The 26,280-nt window shown below is 71.6% G+C and carries 25 protein-coding genes; 11 read left to right on the forward strand and 14 right to left on the reverse strand.

The window, feature by feature from the left end:
* Positions 1-2: 2 nt before the first annotated feature.
* The 4 genes from ACFQ9V_RS01325 to ACFQ9V_RS01340 are packed head-to-tail and all read right to left on the reverse strand — an operon-like array spanning position 3 to position 2,452.
* The gene (locus ACFQ9V_RS01325; RefSeq protein ID WP_382457379.1) at positions 3-575 is read right to left on the reverse strand and encodes a hypothetical protein; all 573 of its coding nucleotides are present in this window, start codon (positions 573-575) and stop codon (positions 3-5) included.
* A complete protein-coding gene (locus ACFQ9V_RS01330) occupies positions 572-1,201 on the reverse strand; it encodes a hypothetical protein (protein WP_382457380.1) in 630 nt (209 codons plus the stop codon). Before ACFQ9V_RS01330 ends, ACFQ9V_RS01325 begins: the two co-directional genes overlap by 4 nt.
* The gene (locus ACFQ9V_RS01335; RefSeq protein ID WP_382457381.1) at positions 1,198-1,782 is read right to left on the reverse strand and encodes a hypothetical protein; all 585 of its coding nucleotides are present in this window, start codon (positions 1,780-1,782) and stop codon (positions 1,198-1,200) included. Before ACFQ9V_RS01335 ends, ACFQ9V_RS01330 begins: the two co-directional genes overlap by 4 nt.
* Positions 1,783-1,786: 4 nt before the next feature.
* Positions 1,787-2,452: a hypothetical protein gene (locus tag ACFQ9V_RS01340; protein WP_382457382.1), complete on the reverse strand. Its 666-nt coding sequence runs from the start codon at positions 2,450-2,452 to the stop codon at positions 1,787-1,789.
* A gap of 249 nt (positions 2,453-2,701) precedes the next feature.
* On the opposite strand from ACFQ9V_RS01340, the gene ACFQ9V_RS01345 reads away from it, so the two are divergent.
* The gene (locus ACFQ9V_RS01345) at positions 2,702-4,009 is read left to right on the forward strand and encodes an LCP family protein (RefSeq protein WP_382457383.1); all 1,308 of its coding nucleotides are present in this window, start codon (positions 2,702-2,704) and stop codon (positions 4,007-4,009) included.
* On the opposite strand, the gene ACFQ9V_RS01350 is transcribed toward ACFQ9V_RS01345, so the two are convergent.
* On the reverse strand, positions 4,010-4,216 hold the full coding sequence (locus ACFQ9V_RS01350; protein ID WP_382457384.1) for a DUF6186 family protein: 207 nt from the start codon (positions 4,214-4,216) through the stop codon (positions 4,010-4,012).
* 13 nt (positions 4,217-4,229) lie between these two features.
* Entirely contained in the window at positions 4,230-4,856 is a 627-nt protein-coding gene (locus ACFQ9V_RS01355; RefSeq protein ID WP_382457385.1) for a hypothetical protein, read from the reverse strand.
* Between the two features lie 65 nt (positions 4,857-4,921).
* Between ACFQ9V_RS01355 and ACFQ9V_RS01360 the strand changes: the two genes are divergently transcribed.
* Positions 4,922-6,331 carry an MFS transporter gene (locus ACFQ9V_RS01360; RefSeq protein ID WP_382457386.1) on the forward strand — a complete coding sequence of 470 codons (1,410 nt, stop codon included), beginning with the start codon at positions 4,922-4,924 and terminating at the stop codon, positions 6,329-6,331.
* On the opposite strand, the gene ACFQ9V_RS01365 is transcribed toward ACFQ9V_RS01360, so the two are convergent.
* On the reverse strand, positions 6,318-7,154 hold the full coding sequence (locus tag ACFQ9V_RS01365) for a UbiA family prenyltransferase (RefSeq protein ID WP_382457549.1): 837 nt from the start codon (positions 7,152-7,154) through the stop codon (positions 6,318-6,320). The two genes, ACFQ9V_RS01360 and ACFQ9V_RS01365, sit on opposite strands and share 14 nt — an antisense overlap.
* A 114-nt stretch (positions 7,155-7,268) precedes the next feature.
* Here ACFQ9V_RS01365 and ACFQ9V_RS01370 point away from each other — a divergent pair, with 114 nt between their 5' ends.
* The 7 genes from ACFQ9V_RS01370 (at position 7,269) to ACFQ9V_RS01400 (ending at position 15,384) form a co-directional block, all read left to right on the forward strand.
* Positions 7,269-8,285, forward strand: a complete 1,017-nt coding sequence (locus ACFQ9V_RS01370; RefSeq protein WP_382457387.1) for a LacI family DNA-binding transcriptional regulator — start codon at positions 7,269-7,271, stop codon at positions 8,283-8,285.
* Between the two features lie 142 nt (positions 8,286-8,427).
* Positions 8,428-10,092 (forward strand): glycoside hydrolase family 13 protein, encoded by a 1,665-nt coding sequence (locus tag ACFQ9V_RS01375; RefSeq protein WP_382457550.1) that lies wholly within the window; start codon positions 8,428-8,430, stop codon positions 10,090-10,092.
* 47 nt (positions 10,093-10,139) lie between these two features.
* Positions 10,140-11,516: an extracellular solute-binding protein gene (locus tag ACFQ9V_RS01380; protein WP_382457388.1), complete on the forward strand. Its 1,377-nt coding sequence runs from the start codon at positions 10,140-10,142 to the stop codon at positions 11,514-11,516.
* A gap of 84 nt (positions 11,517-11,600) precedes the next feature.
* Positions 11,601-12,530 (forward strand): carbohydrate ABC transporter permease, encoded by a 930-nt coding sequence (locus tag ACFQ9V_RS01385; RefSeq protein WP_382457389.1) that lies wholly within the window; start codon positions 11,601-11,603, stop codon positions 12,528-12,530.
* On the forward strand, positions 12,527-13,522 hold the full coding sequence (locus tag ACFQ9V_RS01390) for a carbohydrate ABC transporter permease (RefSeq protein ID WP_382457390.1): 996 nt from the start codon (positions 12,527-12,529) through the stop codon (positions 13,520-13,522). The genes ACFQ9V_RS01385 and ACFQ9V_RS01390 overlap by 4 nt, the downstream gene beginning before the upstream one ends.
* Positions 13,523-13,538: 16 nt before the next feature.
* The gene (locus ACFQ9V_RS01395; protein WP_382457391.1) at positions 13,539-14,717 is read left to right on the forward strand and encodes a glycoside hydrolase family 3 N-terminal domain-containing protein; all 1,179 of its coding nucleotides are present in this window, start codon (positions 13,539-13,541) and stop codon (positions 14,715-14,717) included.
* A gap of 115 nt (positions 14,718-14,832) precedes the next feature.
* Positions 14,833-15,384 carry a YceI family protein gene (locus ACFQ9V_RS01400; protein ID WP_382457392.1) on the forward strand — a complete coding sequence of 184 codons (552 nt, stop codon included), beginning with the start codon at positions 14,833-14,835 and terminating at the stop codon, positions 15,382-15,384.
* Between the two features lie 105 nt (positions 15,385-15,489).
* Here ACFQ9V_RS01400 and ACFQ9V_RS01405 read toward each other — a convergent pair whose 3' ends face one another.
* The 5 genes from ACFQ9V_RS01405 to ACFQ9V_RS01425 form a co-directional block, all read right to left on the reverse strand.
* Positions 15,490-18,897 (reverse strand): error-prone DNA polymerase, encoded by a 3,408-nt coding sequence (locus ACFQ9V_RS01405; RefSeq protein WP_382457393.1) that lies wholly within the window; start codon positions 18,895-18,897, stop codon positions 15,490-15,492.
* A gap of 81 nt (positions 18,898-18,978) precedes the next feature.
* Positions 18,979-20,571: a DNA polymerase Y family protein gene (locus ACFQ9V_RS01410; protein WP_382457394.1), complete on the reverse strand. Its 1,593-nt coding sequence runs from the start codon at positions 20,569-20,571 to the stop codon at positions 18,979-18,981.
* A gap of 2 nt (positions 20,572-20,573) precedes the next feature.
* Positions 20,574-21,269: a hypothetical protein gene (locus tag ACFQ9V_RS01415; RefSeq protein ID WP_382457395.1), complete on the reverse strand. Its 696-nt coding sequence runs from the start codon at positions 21,267-21,269 to the stop codon at positions 20,574-20,576.
* A 76-nt stretch (positions 21,270-21,345) separates the two neighbouring features.
* Entirely contained in the window at positions 21,346-22,191 is an 846-nt protein-coding gene (locus ACFQ9V_RS01420; RefSeq protein WP_382457551.1) for a DUF3097 domain-containing protein, read from the reverse strand.
* An 82-nt stretch (positions 22,192-22,273) separates the two neighbouring features.
* A complete protein-coding gene (locus ACFQ9V_RS01425) occupies positions 22,274-22,564 on the reverse strand; it encodes a DUF6504 family protein (protein ID WP_345835143.1) in 291 nt (96 codons plus the stop codon).
* A 104-nt stretch (positions 22,565-22,668) separates the two neighbouring features.
* On the opposite strand from ACFQ9V_RS01425, the gene ACFQ9V_RS01430 reads away from it, so the two are divergent.
* Positions 22,669-23,553, forward strand: coding sequence for an aldo/keto reductase (locus ACFQ9V_RS01430; protein WP_382457396.1), 885 nt, complete (start codon positions 22,669-22,671; stop codon positions 23,551-23,553).
* A 53-nt stretch (positions 23,554-23,606) separates the two neighbouring features.
* A complete protein-coding gene (locus tag ACFQ9V_RS01435; protein ID WP_382457397.1) occupies positions 23,607-24,098 on the forward strand; it encodes a DUF1707 domain-containing protein in 492 nt (163 codons plus the stop codon).
* Between the two features lie 64 nt (positions 24,099-24,162).
* Here ACFQ9V_RS01435 and ACFQ9V_RS01440 read toward each other — a convergent pair whose 3' ends face one another.
* Both ACFQ9V_RS01440 and ACFQ9V_RS01445 read right to left on the reverse strand, forming a co-directional pair.
* A complete protein-coding gene (locus ACFQ9V_RS01440; protein WP_382457398.1) occupies positions 24,163-25,263 on the reverse strand; it encodes a VIT1/CCC1 transporter family protein in 1,101 nt (366 codons plus the stop codon).
* The gene (locus ACFQ9V_RS01445) at positions 25,260-26,240 is read right to left on the reverse strand and encodes a helix-turn-helix transcriptional regulator (RefSeq protein ID WP_382457399.1); all 981 of its coding nucleotides are present in this window, start codon (positions 26,238-26,240) and stop codon (positions 25,260-25,262) included. Before ACFQ9V_RS01445 ends, ACFQ9V_RS01440 begins: the two co-directional genes overlap by 4 nt.
* Between the last annotated feature and the right edge of the window lie 40 nt (positions 26,241-26,280).

Here is a 26,280-nt window from a genome sequence, read left to right on the forward strand (position 1 = left end):
TTTCATACCTGTTCACCGGCCTTTCGACGGCGGAGTCGGAGCAGGACGCCCGCGACGATGAGGGCGAGCGGGACGCCGACGCCGATGACCGTGAGCCCGGTGTCGGCGAGCGGTGGGGCCGGGGCCGCCTCCAGCGAGCTGAGCCGGAGCGTGAACTGCGCGCTCAGCCCCTGGTACTCGTTTCCCGCGGCCGAGGAGAGGACGACGTCGCCGGAGACCGTCTTGACGCCTCCGCCCGCGACCGTTCCGAGCGGGACGGCGTCGCCCCCGATCAGCCGGCGCAGCGGGGTCTGCGGGATCACGGTCACGCCGTCGACCCGCACACTGACCTGCAACGCGTCGTCGATCGCGGAGGCGCCGCCCGTGACGTCCAGCACCGCGAGGGAGACCGTCGACGGGGAGGACGCGGGGTTCCGCACCGTGGTCGACCACTCGCTCTGGTGGCCCGGCCCCGGCATCTGCACGGTCACGAGTTGCGCGGTCCCTGGCTGACCCGAGGCCGGCACGGCGGCGGCCGGCAGGGCGCCGCCCAGGCTGAGCAGCGCGGCGGCGGCGACGATGACGGCGCGCCTCACGAGGTGCTCCCGTCGAAGCGGACGCCGAGCACGAGGGTCCGGTTGAAGACGTAGGCGTTCCCGACGGCGTGCGGCAGGGACACCTGCACCTCGATGGTCTTGGGCACGGACGGGCTCCAGCCTGTGACGACGGGCGGGGACGCGTTGATCGCGGCGGCGGTGGACGCGCTCGCGACCGCTGTCCCGTCGACCGAGACCGTGTAGAGCGCGTAGTCGTAGGGGTCGGCGCCCGGGCCTGTTGCGCCCGGATCGCTCGGCCTGCTGCCGGAGTACGCATTGTAGAGCGTGATGCGGACGGGGCCGGTGGCCGGGGTCGTCGTGACGACCTGCATGTCCACCGCCGCGGCCGACGCGAGCGTGATGGTTCCGCTTCCCGAGCTGTCGAGCGCGAACGGGGTGGGGTTGCCCTCCTGGACGGCCCCTCCCGCGTCGAGGAACGCGATGTTGTAGCCGCCGCCGATGGCGCCGTTCGTGCCGAGGCCTGGCACCGACTGATCGGTGAAGGCGGCGGAGGTGGTGCCGATCGCGGAGGCGCCGAGGACGACGCTGAGACCCAGGAGCCCGGTCGCGGCCAGCGCACCGCGCCGGGGTCGTGTGCCCCGGGAGCGGACCCGCCGCCCGCTCACAGGCTCTCTCCCGTGAACATGAGCTGGATGGGGGTCGTCGCCCCGATCACCGACGCGGGAGCGTCGGCCGGAAGGGTGACCTCGACGTCCAGCACCCGGTCGCCGCCGGGCGCGGTGGCCCCGGTGAGCGGGATGTCCGCCGCGCCGGTGGGCGGTACTGCAGCCGCGTACACGTGGCCTCCTTCGGAGATGGTGAACCGCAGCTCGGGGAACAGCGCGTTGGGGGACGCCGGGTCGACCAGGTGGACGCTGATCGCTCCGGCGAGTCGCGGGCTGTTGTTGCGGACGGCCACCCGGGCCTGGACGGACGAACCGGGTTCGAGCATCGTGGCCGGCAGCGCGACCACGACCGGGTCGGGACGGCCCTGCCGCCATTCGGCGGCGGTGGGCGCCCAGCCGGGCAGGTCGCTGCCCGCCACCTGCAGATCGAAGGTGTTGTCGGTTCCGTCCAGCGCGACGGTGACGTCGGTCCAGTTCACGGTGCTGGCGGCGGTGACGGCGATCGCCGAGGCGACGCAGACTCCCACCAGCGACAGTGCAGGACGACGCCACCGACGCGCCGGCATGGTGGATGAGGGCATCAGGTCAGGGAGTCGAGGTGCCGTTGAACTGAGCCTGGATGTAGGCCTTGGATCCGTTCAGGTCGTTGTCGGTGTACGTGGACCCCGACTCCGCCTGGGTGAGCAGACGCACCTCGATCGTGACGTCCGACTGCTCGCCGGCGGCGAGGCCGTTGAGCACGAGGGTGCTGAGCTGGGCGTACGTCTGGTCGGTCACGCTGATCGGCGTCGCCCCCAGGGAGGTCGCCGGCTGCGTGATCGTGAACCGCAGGCTGGCCAGGTAGTTCGGATCGGTGATGTCCGTGGCGGTGTCCGGGAGCTGCAGGAGCCCGAGCGACAGCGTCGAGTTCAGCGTCGCCGAGGCGTTCCTGACCGGGATGTCGACCGAGATCGGCGTGCTCCCGGGGAAGAGCGTGTTCGCTCCGACCAGCTCGATCGGCGCGCCGGCCGGAGTGTCGGCCTCCTGCCACGAGCCGGGGATCTGCGCACCGGTGACGGGGTCGGTGTCGACCACCTGGATGTTGTACTGATCGGCGCCGATCCCGTTCGCCCCGAGGTTCAGGTTCGCGAAATCGGTGAAGGCGGCGGCGGTGACCCCGGCCGCGATGGCGACGACGGCGCCGAGGCCGACCACCGCCTTGGTTCTCCTGGACATTCCGCGCTTCACGGGCGCGGCGGCTTGCTGCGTCATTGCTCTCCCTTGGTGTGTCTCGGACGGCCTCGCGGTCGTCAGGGACGTGACCGTAGCACCGCGTCATTCCGACGCTCCGGCGCGGGAATACGGGATTCTTCGGGGATGTGACGGGCCGCGATCACCAGCGGGAGGCGCGGGAATCGTCTTGGCTTTCACCCGTGATGCCGCGTGCCCTCGCACCGCCGGAAAGCGGCCATCGCTTAGGATTCACCCAATCCGTTCTTCGAACCGCACCGGGGGATCCGCATGACCGACCTGCCTCGCCGTCAGCAGCGTGCCCGCGGGCCCGCGCCGGTGCGGCACGGGAGGCTACCCAGGCGGAGGCTGGTCGCGTCCCTCCTCAAGCTGCTCGCGGGCGTCGTCGCGGTGGTCGTGGTCAGCAGCTTCTCGGTGGCCGCGTACGCGGTGTGGGATGTCGCACGGTCGGTCAAGCACGGCGTCACCCTCGTCACGCTGCCTGGGCACACGCCCATCCCGCAGGACATCCCGAACGTGGGGGCCATCCCGGGCGGCGTCAACCTGTTGCTGGCGGGCACCGACACCCGCAGCGGTCTCGGCGGCGTCTACAACTCCGCCGCGGAGCAGGACGCCAGCACGGGCGAGGGCAACAACGACGTCACGATGCTGCTGCACATCGCGCAGGACCACAAGAGCATGATGGTGGTCAGCTTCCCGCGCGACCTCATGGTGCGCATCCCGACCTGCCCGACACCGGACGGCAAGGACACTGTGAGCGGGTCGTCCTACGCGCAGTTCAACACGACGCTGTCGCGCGGCGGGCTGGCCTGCGTCGTGCTGACGGTCGAGAAGCTCACCGGCGTGACGATCCCGTTCGGAGCCGTCATCAACTTCGACGGCGTGAGCGCGATGTCCACGGCCGTCGGCGGCGTGACGGTGTGCCTGGCGTCGAAGGTGAAGGACGACTACACCAACCCGCCGCTCAACCTCCCGGCGGGGGAGAGCACGCTCGTGGGGGATCAGGCGCTCTCGTTCCTGCGCAGCCGGCACGGCGTCGGGGACGGCAGCGACCTCGGCCGCATCTCCAACCAGCAGGTCTTCCTCTCCGCGCTCGCGCGCAAGATCGTCAGCGGGGGAGTGCTCGCCAACCCGGTGCAGCTCTACGCGCTCGCCAAGGCCGCCGTGCAGAACGTCACGCCGTCCGAGACGCTCACCAACCCGACGACGCTGGTGGAGATCGCGCTCGCGCTGAAGGACACCGGGCTGCAGAACATGGTCTTCCTGCAGTATCCGGCCGTGTCCGATCCGCAGAACGTCAACCGCGTCATCCCGGACGAGGAGGCCTCCACCGCGCTCAACAACGCGCTGGTCAACGACCAGCCGGTGACCCTGACCGGCTCGACCGGGCGCGCCGCGGAGGACCCCAGCGCGACGGCGACTCCGACGCCCACCACGACCCAGCCCCCGGCCGCGCCGGCGACCCCGACCGGCACCGGGACGCCCGCTCCGACGAACTCGTCCGGCGCGGTCGATCTGCCCTCCAACATCACCGGCCAGACGGCCGCGCAGCAGACCTGCACGAAGGGCAACAACTAGTCAGACGGTCGGCGGCGTGACCAGGAAGTGCCAGCCGATCCACCACCAGAACAACAGGATGGCGACCCGCGCCGCGCGGTCGGCCATCACGCGGTCGAGGAGGCTGCCGACCGGCGCGATCCGGTCGGGGCGGCGCCGGGACTGGACGACGAGCGCCACCATCAGGAGGCCGCACAGCACGAAGCCGGCGATCGTCACCCACCTCATGCCGGCCCCCCGTTCATGCCGGCCTCCCGCGCCGCAGCAGCGCGTACCCGCCGAGCAGCCAGCACGCGACCAGCAGCACCCGCGCCGGCGGCCAGGCCAGCAGCGGGTCGATCAGGTCGGACAGCGCCGGGTAGGCGTTCTCGCTCCCGGTGAGGTCGCGGCCCAGGAAGTAGACGCCGATCTCCCACACGCAGCCGGCGACGAGGACGATCGACCACAGGACGGCCGCGCGGCGAACCGCGGATCCGGGCGGTCCGGAGTCCGCTCGGGTTCGGTCGGCCCAGGCCACGGGCAGCAGCAGCACGCCGAACCCGACGACGATCGCCGTGTCCGCCGGGCTGTAGAGCTGGGTGAAGCCGAGGGTCAAGGAGGCGACCGCGATCAGCGTCCCGGCGAGGACGCGGCGGGAGACGGTGTCGCGGGCGGCGGGCATCCGGAGCGGGACGCGCAGCCAGCCGAGCGCGTCGAGCGTGAGCACCACAGCCCCTGAAGCGTAGATCGCGGCGTCCACGGGCGCTCCGCGCACGGCGTGGAAGACGGCCGTGATCACGAGCACGCCGATCCAGCTCGCCTGCATGATCGCGGTCGGGGTCGGTCGGCGCCGGCCGGAGGATCGCTCGGAGTGCGACAGCTCTGACACGAGGCAAACCGTACGCCCGGGGCGCGTGCTTGCGCGATCAGCACGCCGGGACGTTGAATGAGCACATGGCCACCGAGAAGATGACGTCCCTGCAGCTGCGCGTGCTGCTGATCGCGATCCTGGCCAGCTTCGTGGCGTTCCTCGACGGCGCCGTCATCAACGTGGCGCTGCCCGCGATCGACCGGGAGCTCGGCGGCGGCCTCCCGCTGCAGCAGTGGGTGGTCGACGCCTACCTGGTGACGCTCGGCTCGCTGATCCTGATCGCCGGCTCGCTCTCCGACGTGTTCGGGCGCAAGCGCATCCTGTACGTCGGGCTGATCGGGTTCGGGATCACGTCGCTGCTGTGTGCGTTCGCGCCGACCGGGGTGTTCCTGGTGCTGTCGCGGGCACTCCAGGGCGTCGCGGGGGCGTTGCTCGTCCCCTCCTCGCTGGCCATCATCATCTCGCGGTTCGAGGGGCCGGCCCAGGCCAAGGCGATCGGGCGCTGGACGGCGTGGACGGGCATCGCCATGATCGCGGGCCCGGTGGTCGGCGGCTTCTTCGTGGACGCGCTGTCCTGGCGCTGGGTGTTCGTGATCAACGTGGTGCCGATCGCGGTGACGCTCGTGCTCATGTGGACGCTCGGCGACACCGACAAGGGGATGGGCGGCCGCGTCGACATCATCGGCGCCGTGCTCGGGTCGGTCGGTCTGGCCGGGACGGTTTTCGCGCTCATCGAGCAGGGCGCCTACGGGTGGGGGAGCCCGCGGGTCTGGATCCCGTTCGTGGTCGGCGTGCTGTCGCTCATCGCCTTCTTCATCGTGGAGACGCGCGTGAAGCAGCCGATGCTCCCGCTGGGCCTGTTCTCCGTGCACAACTTCTGGGTGGGCAACCTGGCCACGGCGTTCGTCTACGGCGCGCTGTCCTTCGGGCCGCTCATGGTGACGCTGTTCCTGCAACAGGTCGTCGGGTTCTCGGCGTTCGTCGCGGGCTTCGTGTTCATCCCGTCCACGCTCTGCATGCTGCTGCTGTCCAGCTACTTCGGCGGCCTGGCCGGGAAGTACGGGCCACGGTTCTTCATGGCGGCCGGGCCGATCGTCGCCTCGGCCGGCTTCCTCTGGCTGCTGATGCTCGGTACCGAGGTCAACTACTGGTTCGAGCTGCTGCCGGCGGTCCTGCTGTTCGGCGTCGGGCTCTCGATGACGGTCGCGCCGCTGACCAGCGCGATCCTGGGCTCCATCCACCCGGGCCAGGCGGGCATCGGCTCCGCGGTCAACAACGCGGTCGCCCGCATCGCCGGGCTTCTGACGGTCGCGATGGCCGGCTTCGTGATCGGCGAGAAGCTGGACGTGGACGGGATGCATCGGGCGATGCTCGCGACGGCGGGCCTGCTCATCGTCGGCGGCGTGGTGTCGGCCATCGGCATCCGGAACCACGAGCCGGCCGCCGCGCCGATCGCGATCGCGGTGGAGAAGCCTCCAGCTATCCCGAAGTGATTGACTGGCCCGCCAGGGCCAGCATCACCACGTCGACCAGCGCGCAGGTCATGATGAGCTGCATGAGCAGCCGGGTCGGGCTGCGTCGCAGCAGCAGCACGACGCCCGCGACGACCGCCGCCAGCCCGATCACGAGGCCGACGAGGAGCAACGGACGCACCGGGAGTCCCGGCCCGAACGTGATCAGCACGGTCGCGACGCCGAGGCAGCCGAACGCGAGCAGGCCGCTGGCCCGCGCGCCGAGGCGGTGCGGGAGGCCGCGGATGCCGGTGCGGGCGTCGTCGGCGAGGTCGGGCAGCACGTTGGTGACGTGCGCCGCGACGCCGAGCAGCGCCCCGGCCGCGAGGACCCACGGCGCGGGCCACGCCGGGTGCTCCTGGCCGAGCGTCGCGATCGCGGGGAGGAGCCCGAAGCTCACGGCGAACGGGACGAAGGATGCGGCGGTCGACTTGAGCCCGAGGTTGTACGCCCAGCCTCCCGCGATCGCGACCGCGTGCGCGATCAGCGCGCCGACGCCGAGGAACGCGGTGACGGCCAGGGAGAGGACGAGCGCGACGAACGCGGACGCGCGCACGAGGGCGAGCGGGACGTCGCCGCGGGCCGCGGGCTTGTCCGCCCGCGCGACCTCCCGGTCCCTGGCGGCGTCGAGCCAGTCGTTGGACCAGCCGATCGAGAGTTGGCCGAGCAGGATGGCGAGAGCGAGCACCACGAGCCGGCCGGGCGGGTAGCCGAGGCCGACGCCGAGGCCGATGGCGACCACGGTCACCACCGCGGTGGGTCCCGGGTGGCTGGCGAGCAGCAGCGAGATCGGCTTGGACGCCATCCCGTCATCGTAGGACGCGTCGCTGCCGGAGGGCGACGGCGCGGCGGGAGCGTCGGGAGCCGAGTTCTGCAAACAAGTTGCGTCGATCTGCAAGAGTTTGCGTACACTATCCGCATGTCGAAACGTCTCGCCGAAGTGGCGCGCAAGGTCGGAGTGAGCGAAGCGACCGTGAGCCGCGTGCTCAACGACAAGCCCGGGGTCTCCGACGCCACCCGGCAGGCGGTGCTGACCGCCCTGGACGTGCTCGGCTACGAGCGGCCGACCAAGCTGCGCGGCGAGCGGGCGCGCCTGGTCGGGCTCGTGCTGCCCGAGCTGCAGAACCCGATCTTCCCCGCCTTCGCCGAGATCATCGGCGGCGCGCTCGCGCAGAACGGCTACACCCCGGTGCTCTGCATGCAGACGGCCGGCGGCATCTCGGAGGCCGACTACGTCGAGCTGCTGCTGCAGCAGCAGGTGTCAGGAGTGATCTTCCTCGGCGGCGCTTACGCGCAGCAGGGCGCGTCGCACGAGCACTACGCGCGGCTCACCGAGCTGCACCTCCCGACGGTGCTGGTCAACGCCCCGGTCGACGCGCTGCATTTCGCCACGGTCTCCTGCGACGACTCGGTGGCGACCGCTCAGGCGCTCGGCCACCTGCGCTCGCTCGGCCACGAGCGGATCGGGCTGCTGCTCGGTCCCCGCGACCACGTCCCGTCGCAGCGCAAGCTCACCGCCGCCCGGCGCATCTTCGCCGAGACCGGGCACGAGCTCGACGAGGAGCTGGTGGTGCACTCGCTCTATTCGCTGGAGGCCGGCCAGGCGGCCGCCGCCCGGCTCCTGAAGGCCGGGGTGACGGCGATCGTCTGCGCGAGCGACCCGATGGCGCTCGGCGCGATCCGGGCGGTGCGGAGGGCCGGCCTGAGCGTGCCGCGCGACGTGTCGATCGTGGGCTACGACGACTCGGCGCTGATGAACAGCACGGAGCCTCCGCTGACCACCATCCGCCAGCCGATCGAGCCGATGGGGCGCACCGTGATCGAGCTGCTGCTGCGGCAGATCTCCAGCGACTCCGCGCTGCGCGACGAGCTGCTCTTCGAGCCGGAGCTGGTCGTGCGCGGGTCGACGGGACCGGCCGCGCACGCCGTTTCGTAGCGCAATTCAGCGCAAAAGTGCGCAAACGAATTACGTTCTGTTGAGTTCTTGCGTCATTCTGTCGCGATAGCTACATTCAGTGAGCAACGCGGCCCAGCTCGGCGCCGCCTTCCGAAGCGAAGGGCTCACAGTGGACCTCTCCGTGCTGGCCAGGACGGCTGCGCATCCCTCACCGCCGGCCGACGATCCGTCGTGGTGGCGCAGCGCGGTCATCTACCAGATCTACCCGCGGAGCTTCGCGGACGGGAACGGAGACGGCGTCGGCGATCTGGCCGGCGTTCGGCAGCACCTCGGCTACCTGCGGGACCTCGGCGTCGACGCGATCTGGTTCACGCCCTGGTACGACTCGCCGCTCGCGGACGGCGGCTACGACGTCGCGGACTACCGCAGGATCAATCCGGCGTTCGGCGACCTGGCCGAGGCGGAGGCGCTGATCCGGGAGGCGCTGGAGCTCGGCATCCGCACCATCATCGACATCGTCCCCAACCACGTCTCGGACCGGCACCCGTGGTTCCAGGCGGCGCTGGCGGCCGGTCCCGGCTCGCCGGAGCGCGAGCGGTTCTGGTTCCGGCCCGGCCGCGGCGAGCGCGGCGACGAGCTGCCCACCGGCTGGGTGTCCAACTTCTCCGGCGACACGTGGACGCGCACGACGGATCCGGACGGCGCGCCGGGCGAGTGGTACCTGCACCTGTTCAGCCAGCAGCAGCCCGACCTCAACTGGAACCACCCGGACGTCCGCCGCGAACACGAGGACATCCTGAAGTTCTGGTTCGATCGCGGCGTCGCGGGCGTCCGCATCGACTCGGCCGCGCTGCTGGTCAAGGATCCAGCCCTGCCGGAGGTGCCAGAGGCTCCCGGCCCCGGCGAGCACCCGAACCAGGACCGCGACGAGCTGCACGACATCTACCGGGGCTGGCGCGACCTCGCCGACTCCTACGAGGGCACGCGGGTGCTGGTGGGGGAGCTCTGGCTGCCCGACATCGACCGCTTCGCGAAGTACCTGCGGCCGGACGAGCTGCACACGGCCTTCAACTTCGACTTCCTCGCCCGGCCGTGGGACGCGGCCGAGCTGCGGGCGTCCATCGACCAGACCCTCGCGGCGCACGCTCCGGTCGGTGCGCCGAGCACCTGGGTGCTCTCCAACCACGACGTGACCCGGCCGGTGACGCGCTACGGGCGGGAGGACAGCTCGTTCGCCTTCGCCACGAAGCGCAGCGGGACACCGACCGACCTGGCTCTCGGCCGCCTCCGCTCCCGCGCCGCCGCCCTCCTCACCGCCGCGCTGCCCGGCTCGCTGTACCTCTACCAGGGCGACGAGCTCGGTCTCCCCGAAGTGGAGGACCTGCCGGCCGACCGCATCGAGGACCCGATGCACTTCCGCTCCGGCGGCGTCGATCCAGGCCGCGACGGCTGTCGCGTGCCGCTGCCCTGGCGCGGGACCGCCGCTCCGTTCGGCTTCAGCCCGGACGGCGCCGGCGCGGAGCCGTGGCTGCCGCAGCCGGCGGACTGGGCGGCGCTCACCGTCCAGGCGCAGCAGAGCGACCCGGCGTCGATGCTATGGCTCTACACGCAGGCGTTGCGGATCCGGCGATCCGAGCCGGGACTCGGCGACGGCCCGCTCGCCTGGGCCGAGGCTCCCGAGGGCGTGCTCGCGTTCGCCCGCGGCGACGCCTTCCTCAGCGTCACCAACCTGTCGGCGGCGCCGGTCGCACTGCCCGCGCATGTCGCCATCCTGCTCAGCAGCAGCCCGCTCGACGGCGGGATGCTGCCCCCCGACTCCACGGCGTGGCTTCGAACACAGCACTGAGCCGCCGGAGACACCTCACCACACCCACTGAAAGGACAGTTACGACAATGAAGTCACCAAGGACGATCGCGGCCGTCGCCGCGATCACCATCGCCGGGGTGGGGCTCCTGGCCGGATGCTCGTCATCCGGCTCGGACTCCAGCGACGGCAAGGTCCACATCACCGTCGCCAGCCTCATCCCCGGCAGCGACAAGGCCGCCTTCAAGGCGTTCGACGACCGCGTCAAGGAGTTCGAGAAGGCGAACCCGAACGTCGTGATCAAGTCCGAGGAGTACCAGTGGACCGGGCCGACGTTCGCGACGCAGCTCGCGGGCGGAACGCTGCCCGACGTGTTCAACGTCCCGTTCACCGACTCCCAGTCGCTGCTCCAGGCCGGCCAGCTCGCCGACATCACCGCCGAAGTGAACAAGCTGCCGTATGCGAGCAAGTTCAACGAGAACGTGCTCGCGGTCGCCAAGAGCGGGGACAAGATCTACGGGATCCCGTACGGCCCGTACGCCATGGGCCTCTCGTACAACCGCGACATCTTCCAGAAGGCCGGGCTCGACCCGAACAAGCCGCCGACGACGTGGGACGAGGTCCGCGCTGACGCCAAGATCATCTCCCAGAAGGTGCCGGGCGTCGCGGGCTACATGCAGATGACGCAGGGCAACACCGGCGGCTGGGAGCTCACCACCACGACGTACGCCCGTGGCGGCCGCATGGAGACGGTCGAGAACGGCAAGACCAAGGTCACCGCCGACAACCCGGTCACCAAGGACGCGCTGCAGTGGCTGCACGACCTGCGCTGGAGCGACAACTCGGTCGGCAGCAACTTCCTGCTCGACTGGAGCGGCATCAACCAGGCATTCGGCGCCGGCCAGATCGCGATGTACCCGTCGGGCTCCGACGTGCTCACCTCGCTGGTGCAGCAGAACCACGTCGACCCGAAGAGCTACGGCCTGACCATGCTGCCCGTCGACACGAGCGACAAGAACGCCGGCGTGCTGGTCGGCGGCAACGTCGCGGCGGTCAGCCCGAAGTCGTCGCAGGCGCAGAAGGACGCCGCCGTGAAGTGGATCGACTTCTACTACATGCAGAAGCTCCTCAACCAGGACCAGGCCGTCGCCGACGCGAAGGTCCTGGCCACGTCGGGCCAGCCGGTCGGCGTGCCGACGCTGCCGGTCTTCGACAAGGCCACCTACGACCAGAACATGTCGTGGATCAAGGGCGAGGTGAACATCCCGCTCGAGAACGTGGCGCCGTTCACCGACAAGATCTTCGACGCCAATCTGGTTCCGGAGCCGAACAAGCACACGCAGGAGCTGTACGGCGCGCTCGACTCGGTCGTGCAGGCCGTGCTGACGGACAAGAACGCGAACATCGACCAGCTCCTCAGCACGGTCGACAGCAACATCCAGAAGCTCGTCGACGCCGACAAGTAACCGGCGCCGGCGGGACACCTCACCACAACGCCGGCGGGATGCGCGCACCACGCATCCCGCCGGCACCTGCACAGAAAGCTCCCCATGACTGCGATCGACCGACCTGACTCCGTCCGCCGGAGGAGCCCCCTCACGTGGCTGCGCGGCGGCGGCCTCACCACCCTGCTCTTCCTGACCCCGATGCTCGTCATCTTCGGTGTCTTCTCCTGGTGGCCCATCGTCCGCAGCGTGGTGATGAGCTTCCAGCACACCAACCTCGTCTCGCCGCCCACCTGGGTGGGCTGGGACAACTTCGTCCAAGTGGTGAACGACCCGCTGTTCTGGACGGCGGTCGGCAACACCGCCTGGTTCGCCCTCCTCGCGCTCATCCTCGGCTACCCGGTCCCACTGATCGCGGCCGTGCTGATGAGCGAGGTCAAGCGCGCGAAAGGCCTGTACAGCGCGCTCGCCTACCTGCCGGTGGTGGTGCCGCCGGTGGTCGCCGTGCTGCTCTGGAAGTTCTTCTACGACGCCCGGCCGGACGGCGTCTTCAACACCATCCTCGGCTGGGTCGGCATCCCGCCGCAGCCGTGGATCCAGTCGGCCACGCAGGCCATGCCCTCCCTCGTCGTCGAGGCCACCTGGGCGGCGGCCGGCGGCACGATCATCATCTACCTGGCGGCGATCACGGGGGTGGCGCCAGAGCTGTACGACGCCGCGGAGGTCGACGGGGCCGGGATCTGGCAGAAGATCTGGCATGTCACACTTCCGCAACTGCGGGCCGTCCTGCTCATCACTCTCATCCTGCAGATCATCGGGACGGCGCAGGTCTTCCTCGAACCGTTCCTCTTCACGGGAGGAGGGCCGGTCGACTCGACGGTCACCATCCTGCTGCTGATCTACCGGTATGCGTTCCAGAACTCGCTGGGCGGCGACTATGGCGCCGCGACCGCGCTGAGCCTCATGCTCGCGGCGTTCCTGGCCGTGCTCTCCCTCGTGTACTTCCGTCTCACCAAGTCCTGGAGCCAGAATTGACCACCTCGACCCAGCTCCCTCCCGAGGTCCGGAAGGTCGTCACCGACGTCGTCGAGGAGGGCGCGCGTACCGAGCCGCCCCGCCGCCGCAGGCGCCGCCGCGCGCAGGAGGACTCCGCCGACCGCGGCATCCTCTCGATCTCCGACCGGCGCAAGCGGGGAGTGCGCTGGGGCAGCAGGACCGTCAACACCGTCCTGCTGGTCGTGCTGCTGATCGTCGGGCTCGGGCCACTGCTCTGGCTGGCGAAGTCGGCGATCACCCCGACCCAGGACACCCTGGCCACGCCGATGGCGCTCTGGCCGCACGGTGTCGACTGGGCGAACCTGTCGACGGCGTGGTCGACGGTGCACATCGACGTCCAGTTCATGAACACGATCTGGGTGGCGGCCGGCTCCTGGGCCATGCAGATCCTGGTGGCGACGACCGGAGGCTACGCGCTGAGCGTGCTGCGCCCGAAGTACGGCAACGTGCTCTACGGGCTCATCCTCTGCACGCTGTTCGTGCCGTCGGTGGTGCTGCTCGTGCCGCTCTACCTGACCATCCTCAACCCGCCGCTGCTCGGCCAGTCGCTGATCAACACGTTCTGGGCGGTGTGGCTGCCCGCGGGCGCCAGCGCGTTCAACCTCGTGCTCGTGAAGCGCTTCTTCGACAACCTGCCGCGCGAGGTGTTCGAGGCGGCGCGGACCGACGGCGCCGGGCCGTTCCGGCTGTTCTGGTCCATCGTGCTGCCGATGTCGAAGCCCATCCTCGGCGTGGTGTCGGTGTTCGCGATCATCGCGGCGTGGAAGGACTACCTCTGGCCGCTGCTCGTGCTGCGCGACCCGGGCATCCAACCGCTCTCGGTGCGGCTGCCCACGCTGCAGGCGGCGATCGAGCTCGACGTGTACCTGGCGGCGCTGGCGATCTCCACGCTCATCCCGATCGTGCTGTTCCTGGTGTTCCAGGGGCTGTTCCTGCGCTCGGCCGGGCTCGGAGGGGCCGTCAAGGGCTGAGGGTTACCATCGGGTGATGCGCCGCGCCCGAGGGACGACGGCCGCCGCCCTCCTGGTGCTCGCGACGACGCTCGCAACGACGCTGGGCGGGTGCGCGGCCAGCGGTTCGGCGCACCCTCGGGAGGCCGCTACTAGCGCGTCGGCCCGTCCGACTGCCCGTCCGTCGTCGCCGCCCGACCCGATTCAGGGCTACGCGGACGAGCGCCTGCGGAACCTGACCCTCCGCCAGAAGGTGGCGAGCCTGTTCATGCTGCACGCGCCGGGCACCGATCCGGCCGCGCTGCGCGAGTTCGTCGACCGGTACGGCCTGGGCGGCGTCATCCTGATGCCGGACAACATCCCCGCCACGCCTCAGGCGCTGGCGGCCGAGACCGCGGCGACCCGCGCCTCCGACCCCGGGCTGCCGCCGCTGGTCGGGATCGACGAGGAGGGCGGCGACGTCACCCGGCTGCCCTGGGACCGCCTGCCCGGCGCCGAGGCGCTGCGCGCGCTGCCGCCGGCGGCGACCCAGCAGGCGTTCGCGCAACGCGCCCTGCTGCTGAAGCAGGCCGGCGTAAACCTCAACTTCGGGACCATCGCCGACGTGACGGCCGACCCGCACTCGTTCATCGCCGACCGCATCCTGGGCACCGATCCGGCCTCCGCCGCCGCGCGGGTGGCGGCGTCGGTGACAGGGGAGCGCGGGGCGGTGCTCAGCACGCTCAAGCACTTCCCCGGCCACGGCGAGACGGAGGCCGACTCGCACCGCACCGTCCCGACCGCCGCCGTCGACCACGCCCGCTGGGCCGCGCAGGACGCGCCGACGTTCCGCGCGGGCGTCGCGGCGGGCGCGGAGGTGGTGATGTTCGGCCACCTCGTCTACAGCGGGGTGGACGCGGCCCCGGCCTCCCTGTCGCCGGCCTGGCACCGGATCCTCACCGACGAGCTCGGCTTCCACGGCGTGAGCATCACCGACGACCTCCGGATGCTGCAGGACACCGGCCTGCCGCAGTACCAGGACGCGGGCGCGAACGCGGTCGCCGCCGTCGCGGCGGGCAACACGATGGTGCTGATGATCCAGGGCGCCCAGGACCCGGACGCCCTGATCGACGCGGTCGTCGCGGCTGTGCAGGCGGGGCGCATCCCGCTCGCCCAGGTGGACGGCGACGCCCGCGCACTGCTCGTCCTGCGCCGGTCGCTCGCCGTGCATGGATGACGGCAAGGATGACGTGTCAACTTTTTTTCGGAATTCCGGAATAGGTGTACTGTGCATGCGGTTGCATGGACTTTGACAGCGTCCGACAGCGCAAGCATCGAGCAAGGAGAACCGAATGAGCATCGACATCCCCGGATACAAGGCCGGCACCTGGACCATCGACCCCACGCACAGCGAGGTGGGCTTCAGCATCCGTCACCTCATGATCAGCAAGGTCAAGGGCGTCTTCGAGAACTTCGACGCGACCTTCGTCACCGCCGAGAACCCGCTGGAGTCGACCGTCTCCGCGAAGGCGTCGGTGGCCTCGATCAACACCAAGAACTCCGACCGTGACGCGCACCTGCGCACCGGCGACTTCTTCCTCGCGGAGGAGTTCCCGACCATCGACTTCGTCTCCACCGGCGTGCGCCACGTGGATGGCGACTTCCTGGTCGACGGCGACCTCACGATCAAGGGCGTGACCAAGCCGGTCACGTTCGAGTTCGACTTCGGCGGCTTCGGCCAGGACCCGTACGGCAACTACAAGGCCGGCGCGACCGCGAAGACCAAGGTCAACCGTGAGGACTTCGGCCTCACCTACAACGCCGCGCTCGAGACCGGCGGCATGCTGCTCGGCGACGACGTCACCATCACCCTCGAGCTCCAGGCCGTCCTCGCCCAGGCCTGACCCCGCTCGGTCGCAAACCGCCGAGTACGCGAATAGTCCGCGTACTCGGCGGTTTTTGCATGACTTTTCACGTAGTTGTCGGTTGGGTCAGCCTCGGCGGTTGGGTCAGCGGAAGTCTCGGGAGGTGGTGCGGATGGCGGTGTCGAGGGGCTCGAGGCGGTCGGCGATCACGTTGACGACGCCCTCCTCGCTGCGCTCCAGGATGCCGCGCACGATCATCGCGGGCGCCTGCCGTGCGACCCGGCGGTAGCGGTTCCACACCCCGACCGGGCAGATCACGTTCACGAGGCCGGTCTCGTCCTCCAGGTTGAGGAAGGTCACGCCCGCCGCCGTCGCCGGCCGCTGCCGGTGCGTGACCACGCCGCCCACCTCAATGCGCCGCCCCGACTCGGCGGCCGCCAGGGTGTCGGCCGGCCGCACGCCGCGCGCCGCCAGCCCAGGGCGCAGGAAGCGGATCGGGTGATCGTCGGTGGAGATCCCGGTGGCCCACAGGTCGCTCGCGAGCTGCTCGGCGGGGGAGAGCATCGGCAGCAGCGGAGGCTGCACCGTGATCGCGGTGCCCGCCAGGAACTCCGGACGCTCCTGGGCGGCGTTGCCGGCCTCCCAGATCGCCTGCCGCGGGGACAGCCCGAACCCTTCGAAGGCGCCGGCCGCGGCGAGCGCCTCCAGCTGCGTCACCGTCAGCCCCACCCGGCGGGAGAGGTCGCTCAGGTCGCGGTACGGCCCTGAGGCCTCGCGCTCGGCCACGATCCGCCCGGCGAGCGTCTCGCCGATGGAGGTCACGCCCGCCAGGCCCAGCCGCACCGCGTGCCCGGCGTCGCGGCGGTGCGCGGCGAAGTCGAGCGGCACGGCGCGGTCGAAGCCGCCGACCGGGGGCTGGTCGTGCTCCAGGCACGGGTCCGCGCCGGTCGGTCCCTGCCGCGCCGGGTCGATGGCCTCCAGCAGCGGGAAAACCCCGGAGAGCTGGATGTCCGGCCGGCGCACCACCACGCCGTGCCGCCGGGCGTCGGCCGTGAGCGTGCGCGGCGAGTAGAACCCCATCGGCTGCGCACGCAGCAGCGCCGCGAGGAACGCCCCGGGGTAGTGCAGCTTCATCCACGAGCTGACGTACACCAGCAGCGCGAAGCTGATCGCGTGGCTCTCGGCGAAGCCGAAGTTGGCGAACGCCTCGATCTTCTCGTAGATCGCGTCGGCGTCGTCCCCGACGATGCCGTTGTGCGCCATGCCCTCGTAGAGTTTCGCCCGCAGCGCGCCGATCTTCTCGACGCCGCGCTTGGAGCCCATCGCCCGGCGCAGCAGGTCGGCGTCCTCCGCGGTGCAGTCGCCGATCGCGACCGCCATCTGCATGAGCTGCTCCTGGAACAGCGGCACGCCCAGCGTCCGCTTCAACACCGGTTCGAGGGCGGGGTGCAGGTAGGTGACCTCCTCCTTGCCGAGCTTGCGGCGGATGTACGGGTGCACAGCGCCGCCCTGGATCGGCCCGGGCCGGATCAGCGCGATCTCGATCACGAGGTCGTAGAAGCTGCGTGGCTGCAGGCGCGGCAACGTGCCGATCTGCGCGCGGCTCTCCACCTGGAACACCCCGATGGAGTCGGCGCGGCACAGCATGTCGTAGACGCCGGCCTCCTCCTTCGGGATGCTGTCCAGCGTCCACGCCTCGCCGAGCGACGCCTCGATGGTGCGCATGGAGTAGTCGAGCGCGGAGAGCATCCCGAGCCCGAGCAGGTCGAACTTGACCAGGCCCATCCAGGCGCAGTCGTCCTTGTCCCACTGCAGCACGGTGCGGTTCTCCATGCGGGCGTGCTCGATCGGGCAGACCTCGCCGACGGGCCGGTCGGTGAGCACCATCCCGCCGGAGTGGATGCCGAGGTGCCGCGGGAACTTGAGCACCTGCTGGGCGAGGTCGACCACGGCCTCGGGGATGTCGTGCTCATCGGTGGTCGTGACCTTGCTCCACGAGTCGATCTGCTTGCTCCAGGCGTCCTGCTGCCCCGTGGAGTGGCCGAGCGCCTTCGCCATGTCGCGCACCGCGTTCTTGGGCCGGTAGGTGATGACGTTGGCGACCTGGGCGGCGTTGTGCCTGCCGTACTTGGCGTAGACGTACTGGATGACCTCCTCGCGCCGGTCGGAGTCGAAGTCGACGTCGATGTCCGGCTCCTCCTCGCGCATGGAGGAGAGGAAGCGCTCGAACGGCAGGGCGTACTTGATCGAGTCCACCGCGGTGATCCCGAGCAGGTAGACCACCGCCGAGTTCGCGGCCGAGCCGCGGCCCTGGCAGAGGATGCCGCGCTCGCGGGCGAACCGCACGATGTCGTGGACGATGAGGAAGTAGCCGGGGAAGTCCTTCGCCTCGATCACGTCGAGCTCGCGCTCGATCCGCTCCCGCTTGGCCGGGTCGCGGTCGAGGTCGGGGTAGCGCTCGGCGGCGCCGCGCCAGGTGAGCTCGCGCAGCCAGCTCATCGGGGTGTGACCCGCCGGGACCTCCTGCTTCGGCAGCCGCGGCCGGGCGCTGCGCAGCCGGAACGCCAGATCGTCGGCGATCTCCGCCGTGCGCTCGACGGCGCCGGGGTAGCGGGCGAACCTGGCGGCCATCTCCCGGCCGCTGCGCAGATGGGCGGCGGCGGAGGCGGGCAGCCAGCCGTCCATCTCGTCCAGGCTGCGGCGGGCGCGCACCGCCGAGACCGCCGTCGCGAGCGGGTACTGGGCGGGCGTGGCGTAGTGGACGTTGTTGGTGGCGACGACCGGGAGGCCGAGCCGGCCGGCGATCCGGGCGAGCACGTCGTTGTCGGTGGTGTCGCGCGGGGCGCCCTGGTCGATCAGCTCGACCAGCACGTTGTCGTGGCCGAACAGCTCGGCCAGGCGGGCGACCTCCCGCTCGGCGGCCTGCTCGCCGTGCTCGGCCAGCGCGAGGCGCACGTCGCCCTTGCGGCAGCCGGTGAGCACCATCCACTCGCCGCCGGACTGCTCGGCGAGGCCCGGGAGGTCGTACACCGGCCGGCCCTTCTCCTCGCCGGCGAGCTGGCCGGCGGTGATGGCGGCGGCCAGCCGGTGGTAGCCGGGCTGCTGCCGGGCGAGGATTACGAGGTGGCTGCCCTCCGGGTCGGCCTCGCCGTTCTGCGGCCGGCTGAGCGAGAGCGACAGCTCGGCGCCGAACACGGTCTTCACGCGCTCGTACGCTTCGGCGGCCTCGGCGAGCCGGACGACGCCGTACAGGCCGTCGTGGTCGGTGAGGGCGAGGCCGTGCAGCCGGAGCCGGGTGGCCTCCTCCAGCAGCTCCTCCGGCGCGCTGGCGCCGTCGAGGAAGCTGAAGGTGCTGTGCGTGTGCAGCTCGGCGTAGGGGACGTGCCCGGCGTCGGGCTCGTCTGTGCCGTCGTTCTCGGGCATCGGCTGCGCGACGTACTTCTGCCGCTTGCGGGACGACGGCCGCTCCGGCTGCTCCTGCTCGCTCGTGCGTCGCCCGCTCAGCCGCCGCTCGAACTCGGCCCACGGGATCGGCGGGTTGTTCCACCCCATCAGTCGCGCCCCCTCTGCATCCAACTGACAGGACACGCCGTCTCGGCCGCCGCCCACGCGGCGTGTCCTGTCAGATAGGTGTCAGTCATAGCGGGCCTCGGCGAGCCAGGCGGTGCCGGTGAGGGAGAGCAGCCAGGCGGTGCCGTCGGCGTCGACGAGCTGGAAGCGGTGCATGGCGCGCGCGAGGCTGGCGTCCCACCAGCGCTCGCGCACCGGCCACGGGCCGGCCCAGGAGTCCACCGGCCGGGCGTCGCGGGCGGCGCCGGTGGGGGAGAAGCTGACGATCGGCGCAGTGACGTCGCCGCGGTCGGTGACCTCCACCGGCTCCCCGGACGCGTTCAGCACCGCCACCGGCCGCGGCACCTCGAACACGGTGGAGGGCGCGGGCGCCGGCAGCGACCCCGGCCAGGGCCGGTCGGAGCGGGCGACGCCCACCGGCCGGTCGCCCCACGGCACCAGCACCTGCCGGTCGGACAGCGCCCGGCCGCCGCCGATCGTCGCGGTGACGACGGCGTCGTGGCCGAGCATGCCCTGCACGCGGGTGAGCCCGTGGTGGATGCGCTCGTCAGCGCCGCCGCCCCACAGCCCGTCCTCGTGGTGGCCGATGTCGTCCACGGCCTCCGGCGCGACGGCGACCTTGGCGATCGGCGAGGCGAGCCCGGAGTCGATGGAGCCGGACCCCTGCAGCTGCCAGCGCACCCGGTCGACCACGTCGGAGGCCGAGAACAGCCGGGGGTGCTGCCAGCTCCGCTCGCTCACGTGGCCGCGCTCGTCGGTGACCTCGATGCGCAGCGACGTGCACACCAGCCCGGCCTTGGTGAGCCCGGCCACGAACTGCTCGGCCGTGCCGCGGAACGCGAACGTCACCTGGTCGACCCGGTCGAGGGGAGGCTCGAACTCGATCGCGCGGTCCAGGACCTTCGGCGGGGTGCGCGGCACCACGGCGGCGCCGTCCATCCCGCTGGCGAGGTCGTGGGCGTGCTCGCCGCGCTCCCCGAACCGCTCCCGGACGTCCAGCCGGTCGAGCCGCGCCAGGTCGCCGAGGGTGCGGAGGCCGAGTCGGCGCAGCAGCGGGGTGAGCTCGGTGAGGCCGAGCTGGGCGACCGGCAGCGGGGCGAGGAAGGCGGGGGAGCCGCCGGGAGGGATGATGCGGACGCGGGGCGCGGTCTGCGCCAGCCCGGTCGAGCGGGCGGCCTGCTCGGCGGCGAACGGCCCGTCGGCGATCCCGATCCGCACATCGCCGAGCGCGAGGCCGAGCTCGTCCTCCAGCCCTTCGAGGCAGCGCAGCAGCTCGGCGGCTGCGGCCTCCTCGCCGCCGTAGTAGCGCGCGGGACCGCGCGCCCGCAGCACGCAGGTGCCCGGCCGCACCGCCTGCACGCCCGGCGTGATCTCCTCGATCGCGGTCAGCACCGGCTCGAAGGCGCGCGCGTCCAGCACCGGGTCGTAGAGGACGATCTCCAGCTGCGGGCAGCGCGACTGCGCCTCCCTGACCCGCAGCCCGCGGGTGACGCCGTCGGCGCGGGCGTGGGAGGAGCAGGCGAACACCATCCCCTTCTCGACCAGCGCCAGCGGCACGTCGGCGGGCAGCTCGAGGCGCTGCCGGGCGGCGATGACCGGCCAGTCGGGGCACCAGAGCACGATCGCGCGGGTGACCTGCCGCATCGTGGGTGACATGCCTAGCTCACCGCCTCCAGCCGGGTGGGCGCGGAGGCCCGGAACGTCTCGTCCACCGCGGGCAGCCAGAGCTCGGCCCTGCGCCGCGGTCCCGCCCCGCCGCGCGGTGCGGCCTCCACCGTCACCCGCCGGGCGGAGAGGTAGCCGGCGCCGGCGGCCAGGCCGTCCCAGCCGCTGCGGACGACGGAGAGCGCCGCCTCCGCCTGCGGCCAGTCGCCGGCGACGACGAGCGTGGCCTCCCGCTGCCGCAGCCGCGCGGTCAGCCGGGCGACGTCGCCGCTCTTCGGGCGCTCCGGGGGTGCGACGGCGATCACGCCGAGCACGTCGGCCATCGCGGCGGTGACGGTCAGCCACTGCGGCCCGGGATGCGGCACCAGCACGAGCCGCTCCAGGTCGATGCCGAACCGTCCGGCGGCCTCCGCCCCGAAGTCGGGCATCCCGACCACCCCGCACCAGGCGCCCGCGGCGCTCGGGCCGGCGAGCATCGCCATCAGGAGCGTCGTGGAGCCGTGCACCGTGTAGGCGGCGCCGGCCTTGAGCGCCCCGCCGGGCAGCAGCGCGGCGAGCGCGGGATGCGTCTCCAGCGTCCGCGCGTCGAGCTTCGTCGCCTGCATCTGCCGGATGCGCGACTGCAGCTCGTGCACCTGCGCCCGGTCGGCGACCGGGTCGGGGAAGGCGGGTGCGACGGCAAGGGACATACCTCTATTTTCGAACACATGTTCGAATACCGCAAATGTATTCTGGTGCGCTGAAGTGCGCGGCCGTGTTCGCCTCCTAGCGGGCGACCGGCTCCGTCACGAAGTCGATCAGCCGCTCCACCCGCCCGAGCAGCTCCGGCTCCAGGTCGGCGAACGTCCGCACGCGGCCGAGGATGAGCTTCCAGGCCCGCGCGATGTCCGCCTGCGTCTCGTGCGGCAGTCCGAGCGCAGCGCAGATGCCGTGCTTCCACTCGATGGAGCGGGGGATCGACGGCCAGGCCTCCAGCCCGACCCGCGCGGGTTTCACGGCCTGCCAGATGTCGATGTAGGGGTGGCCGACCACGAGCACGTGCGCGCCGAACGGGCCGCGGGCGACCTTCTCGGCGATCCGGCTCTCCTTGGACCCGGGGACCAGGTGGTCGACCAGCACCCCGACGCGGCGGCCGCGGTCCGGCGCGAACTCGCGCACGATCGCGTCCAGGTCGTCCACGCCCTCCAGGTACTCCACGACGACGCCTTCCACCCGGAGGTCGTCGCCCCAGACGCGCTCCACCAGCTCGGCGTCGTGCCGGCCCTCCACGAAGATGCGGCTGGCCCGTGCGACGCGCGCCTTCTGCTCGCCGACCGCGAAGGAGCCGGAGGCCGTGCGCCCGCGACCGGCCGGGGCGCGGCTCGGCGCGATGAGCCTCACGGGCTCCCCGTCGATGAGGAAGGATGCGCTGATGGGGAAGACGCGTTTCGCCCCGAAATAGTCCTCCAACTCGACGGTCTGCGCCTCCAGCCGGACGATCGCGCCGCAGAACCCGGTCCCGGCCTCCTCGACCACGAGGTCGCGCACGGCCTCCACGGCCGGGAGGGTCTTGCGGCCGGCGTTCTTCCAGTCGGAGGCCAGCACATCGGAGCCGTAGCGATCGTCGTCCATCACGTTGAGAGAGGGTAGGGGATCGGCGGGGTGGGGTGGGGGAGGCTCCCCGGGGGAGGGTGGGATGCGCAGGCCGCCCGCCTCAATCGAAGATCCGCACCAGCCGCCAGCTCCGGTCGTCCGCGTCGTGCCGCACGTCGAACACGTGCGCCACCCCGCCGTCGCTGGTCGCCTGGAACCGCCAGCCGCCGATCTCCCGCGGCAGCGCTCCGACGCCGTACCGGTGTTCGCCGAAGGGCCGCCACCACGCGCAGATCTCCGCCCAAACCGTTGGGGTGTCGCTCACCCGGTAGCGCGTGGAGCGCCAGACCAGGCGGGTCGGGATGCCGTCCTCGGTGGTCCACACGGCCACCGCCTCGTCGATGTCGGTCATGCGCGCGGGTTCCTCTCGATCGAACGTATGTTCGAATGCAAGTGTAAACCTGTCCGCACGATGTGTGTGAGACTGACCACCCGGAGTGACGGCGAGGAGACGACGTGGTCGTAGGCAGCGATGTGCAGGAAGCGGCGGATTCCGAGTGGCGGCTCGGAACGTTGCGCGTGAGCCGGATGGGTTTCGGTGCGATGCGGCTGGCCTCCGCTGCGGCTTTCGGGCAGGGACCGAGCCGGGACCGCGCCGAATCCATCGCGGTGCTGCGCCGCGCTCGCGAGCTGGGCGTCACGCACTTCGACACGGCCGCGTTCTACTTCTCCGCACTGCGATCGGCGAACGAGTTGATCAACGCGGCGTTCCCCGACCACGACGACGATCTCGTCGTCGCCACCAAGGTCGGTCCGTCGCGGAACGCGTCCGGCGAATGGGCCGATCCGGCCCGACCGGATCAGTTGCGCGGGCAGGTGGAGGAGAACCTGCGCCAGCTCGGCCGGGACCGGCTCGACCTCGTCTACTTGCGCGTGTTCGGCTCAGGCTCCGTCGGTGAGCACGTCGGCGCCCTCGCAGAGTTGCAGGCCGAAGGCCTGATCGGCAATGTGGGCCTCTCGAACGTCTCGACAGCGCAACTGACGGAGGCCTCCGATATCGCCGAGGTCGTCAGCGTCCAGAACCGCTTCGGGTTGGACCAACGCACACCGGAGGCCCTGGCAGTGCTCGAGGAGACGACGCGCCGGCAGATCGCCTTCGTGCCGTACTTCGCGATGGCCGGCACCGGCGGAGAGCGCGGACGCCCCGATGAGACCAACCCCGTCGTGACGGACATCGCGAACAGGCACGGCGCCAGCCCGTCGCAGATCAGGCTCGCGTGGACCCTCCACCAAGGCCCGAACGTCCTGGCCATTCCCGGCACCGGCGACATCGCGCACCTCGAACAGAACGTCGCCGCCGCACGCATCCACCTCAGCCGCGAGGAGCTCGACAGCCTGTAAACCAGCGTGCGCCCCCAGTGATCATCGCTGTCACCGCCTGCCATACTGACCGCATGACAGACTTCGGGGATCCGTCGAACGCGTCGTTGCGCCTCAGCCACGACGAACGGGAGCGCGCCGTCGCCGCGCTGCAGTCGCACGCCGCGCAGGGGAGGCTGAGCGAGGCCGAGCTGCAGTCGCGCGTCGCCGCCGCACGGTCGGCCGTCACGCGCGGCGACCTCCAGCCGTTGTTCTCCGACCTCCCGGGCGTGTTGCACCTGGATGGCGCGGGCGCCGCACCGAGCGCCCCGGCCGCCGCCGCGTGGCAGGCGTCGCAGCCAGGGCCGAGCCCGTGGGGCTACCCGCCGGCGCCCGGCGAGCACGGCCGGACGGTCAGCCGCTGGGGGCTGCTCGTCGTCTCGATCATGCCGTTCGTCGCGGTCATCCTGTTCTTCCTGACCGGGATGGCCTGGGGCTATGCGTACAGCTGGCTGTGGTTCCTGCTCATCCCGCTCGCCGGCGCGCTCATCTACGGCGTCGACGGCGGGGACCGCCGGAGGCGCTGACATTCGTCACGAATGTCGACTCTGACGGCGCCATTCGCCGCATTCGGCACGAATGTGCGAGGGGTCAGCCGACGGTGGCGCCGAAGAGGAGCCCCAGCAGGTACGTCGCACCCGCGGCGCCGTAGCCGATCGCGAGCTGACGCAGCGCGCGCTTCAGCGGCGACGCGCCGGACAGCAGTCCCACGATCGCGCCGGTCCCGAGCAGCACCAGGCCGACGAGGATGGCGGCGACCACGATCGCGGCGGTGCCGGTCAGCCCGAAGATGAACGGCAGGATCGGGATGAGCGCGCCGGAGGCGAAGAAGCAGAAGCTCGAGATGGCGGCGCTCCAGCCGTTGCCGATCGCCTCGTGGTCGTCCTCCGCTGCACCGGGAACGGCGACCGGCGACGTGTAGGCGCCGAGCGTCGTCAGCACCTCGTGGGCGTGCTCCTGCGCCTCCGCCTGGTCCATGCCGCGCGCGCGGTAGACGAGTGTCAGCTCGTTCGCGTCCACGTCGAGGTGGGACAGCGCTGAGCTGGTCGCCGGGTTCGGGCTGGAGGCCTCGAGGAGCTCGCGCTGCGAGCGCACGGACACGTACTCGCCCGCGCCCATCGACAGCGCGCCGGCGAGGAGGCCGGAGACGCCGGTGAGCAGCACGACGTGGCTCGGGACGCCGCTCGCGGCCACGCCGAGGACCAGCGCCAGGTTGCTGACCAGGCCGTCGTTGGCGCCGAACACGGCCGCGCGGAACGTCCCCGAGAGCCGCTGCCTGCCGCGAGCGGCGAGCGCCCGCACGACCTCCTCGTGCACCTGCTCGTCCGCCGCCATCTGCGGAGTGGCGTCGGCGTCGTCCGCGTACGGAGACCGCGCCTCCGCCCGCTGTGCGAGCGCGAGCACGAACACGGAGCCGAACCGGCGGGCCAGGAAGCCGAGCATCCTGGTGCGGATGTCGCCGCGCAGCGGGCGGCCGACCTGGTCGCCGAGGAGGTCGAGCCAGTGCTGCTCGTGGCGGCGCTCGGCCTCCGCGAGCGCGAGCAGGATCTCCCGCTCCTCGCCCTCCCGGCGGCCGGCGAGGTCGCGGTAGACGGCGGCCTCTGCGCGCTCGTCGGCCAGGTACTGGCGCCAGCGCTTGATGTCGGCGTGCGTCGGGGTGCGCGGAACGGGGGAGGGCTCGGGGGTGCTCATCGGGTGACGAGTCTACCGGCGGCCGCGAACCGGTCGCCCCAGACGGCGGCCAGCTCGCGGACTTCGGGAGGCCCGTCGATCGTGAACGGCGCGGCGACCGCTGCGAGGCCGAACAGCGCCCACTCGGGGGAGTCCGCGGTGATCCGCACGCGGGTGCGCGCCGTGCCGTCCGCCGCCGGGGCCTCCGGTTCGGCCTCCGCCCAGCGTCCGATTGCCCGCTCCACGTCGGCGAGCGAAGCGGCGACCACGGCGTCCACGACGAGGGACTCCACCGCCCCGGCGAGCGACTCCCGCACGTACTCGGCGGCGTCGGCCGCCGGCAGGGTCCGCGGCCGGAAGCGCGCGCCGGTCGGCCGCGGCTGGGTCATCCGGTCGAGCCGGAAGCTCCGCCAATCGAACCGGCCGAGGTCGTACGCGACGAGGTACCAGCGCCGCCCGACCGAGACCAGCCGGTGCGGCTCCACCGTGCGCTCCGACGCGTCCCCGTCGCGCCGCACGTACGAGAAGACCAGCCGCTCCTCGTCGCGGCAGGCCTGCGCGACGACGGTCAGCAGCTCGGCGTCCACCACCGGGCCCGGCCGCAGCTCGGAGGCGAGCGTGGCGACGCGGAGGGCGTCCACCCGGCGGCGCAGGCGCGGCGGCATCACCTGCACGATCTTGGCGAGTGCGCGCACAGACGCGTCCGCCACCCCGGCGACACCGCTCTGCGCCGCGGTGCGCAGGCCGACCGCGAGCGCCACGGCCTCTTCGTCGTCCACCACGAGCGGCGGCAGCGACGCCCCGGCGGCGAGCTGATAGCCGCCGGCGACGCCGCGCGTGGCGTCGACCGGATAGCCGAGGTCGCGCAGCCGTTCCACGTCGCGGCGGAGCGTGCGCGGCGACACCTCCAGCCGGTCGGCGAGCTCGTGGCCCGGCCAGTACCTGTGCGTCTGCAGGAGAGACAGGAGCTGGAGGGTGCGCGAACCGGTGCTGGCCATGCGTCCAGTCTGCCGCGGAAAGCGGTCGGGCCGTGACCGC

The organism is Leifsonia sp. NPDC056665 (assembly GCF_042791795.1).
GTDB lineage: Bacteria > Actinomycetota > Actinomycetes > Actinomycetales > Microbacteriaceae > Leifsonia.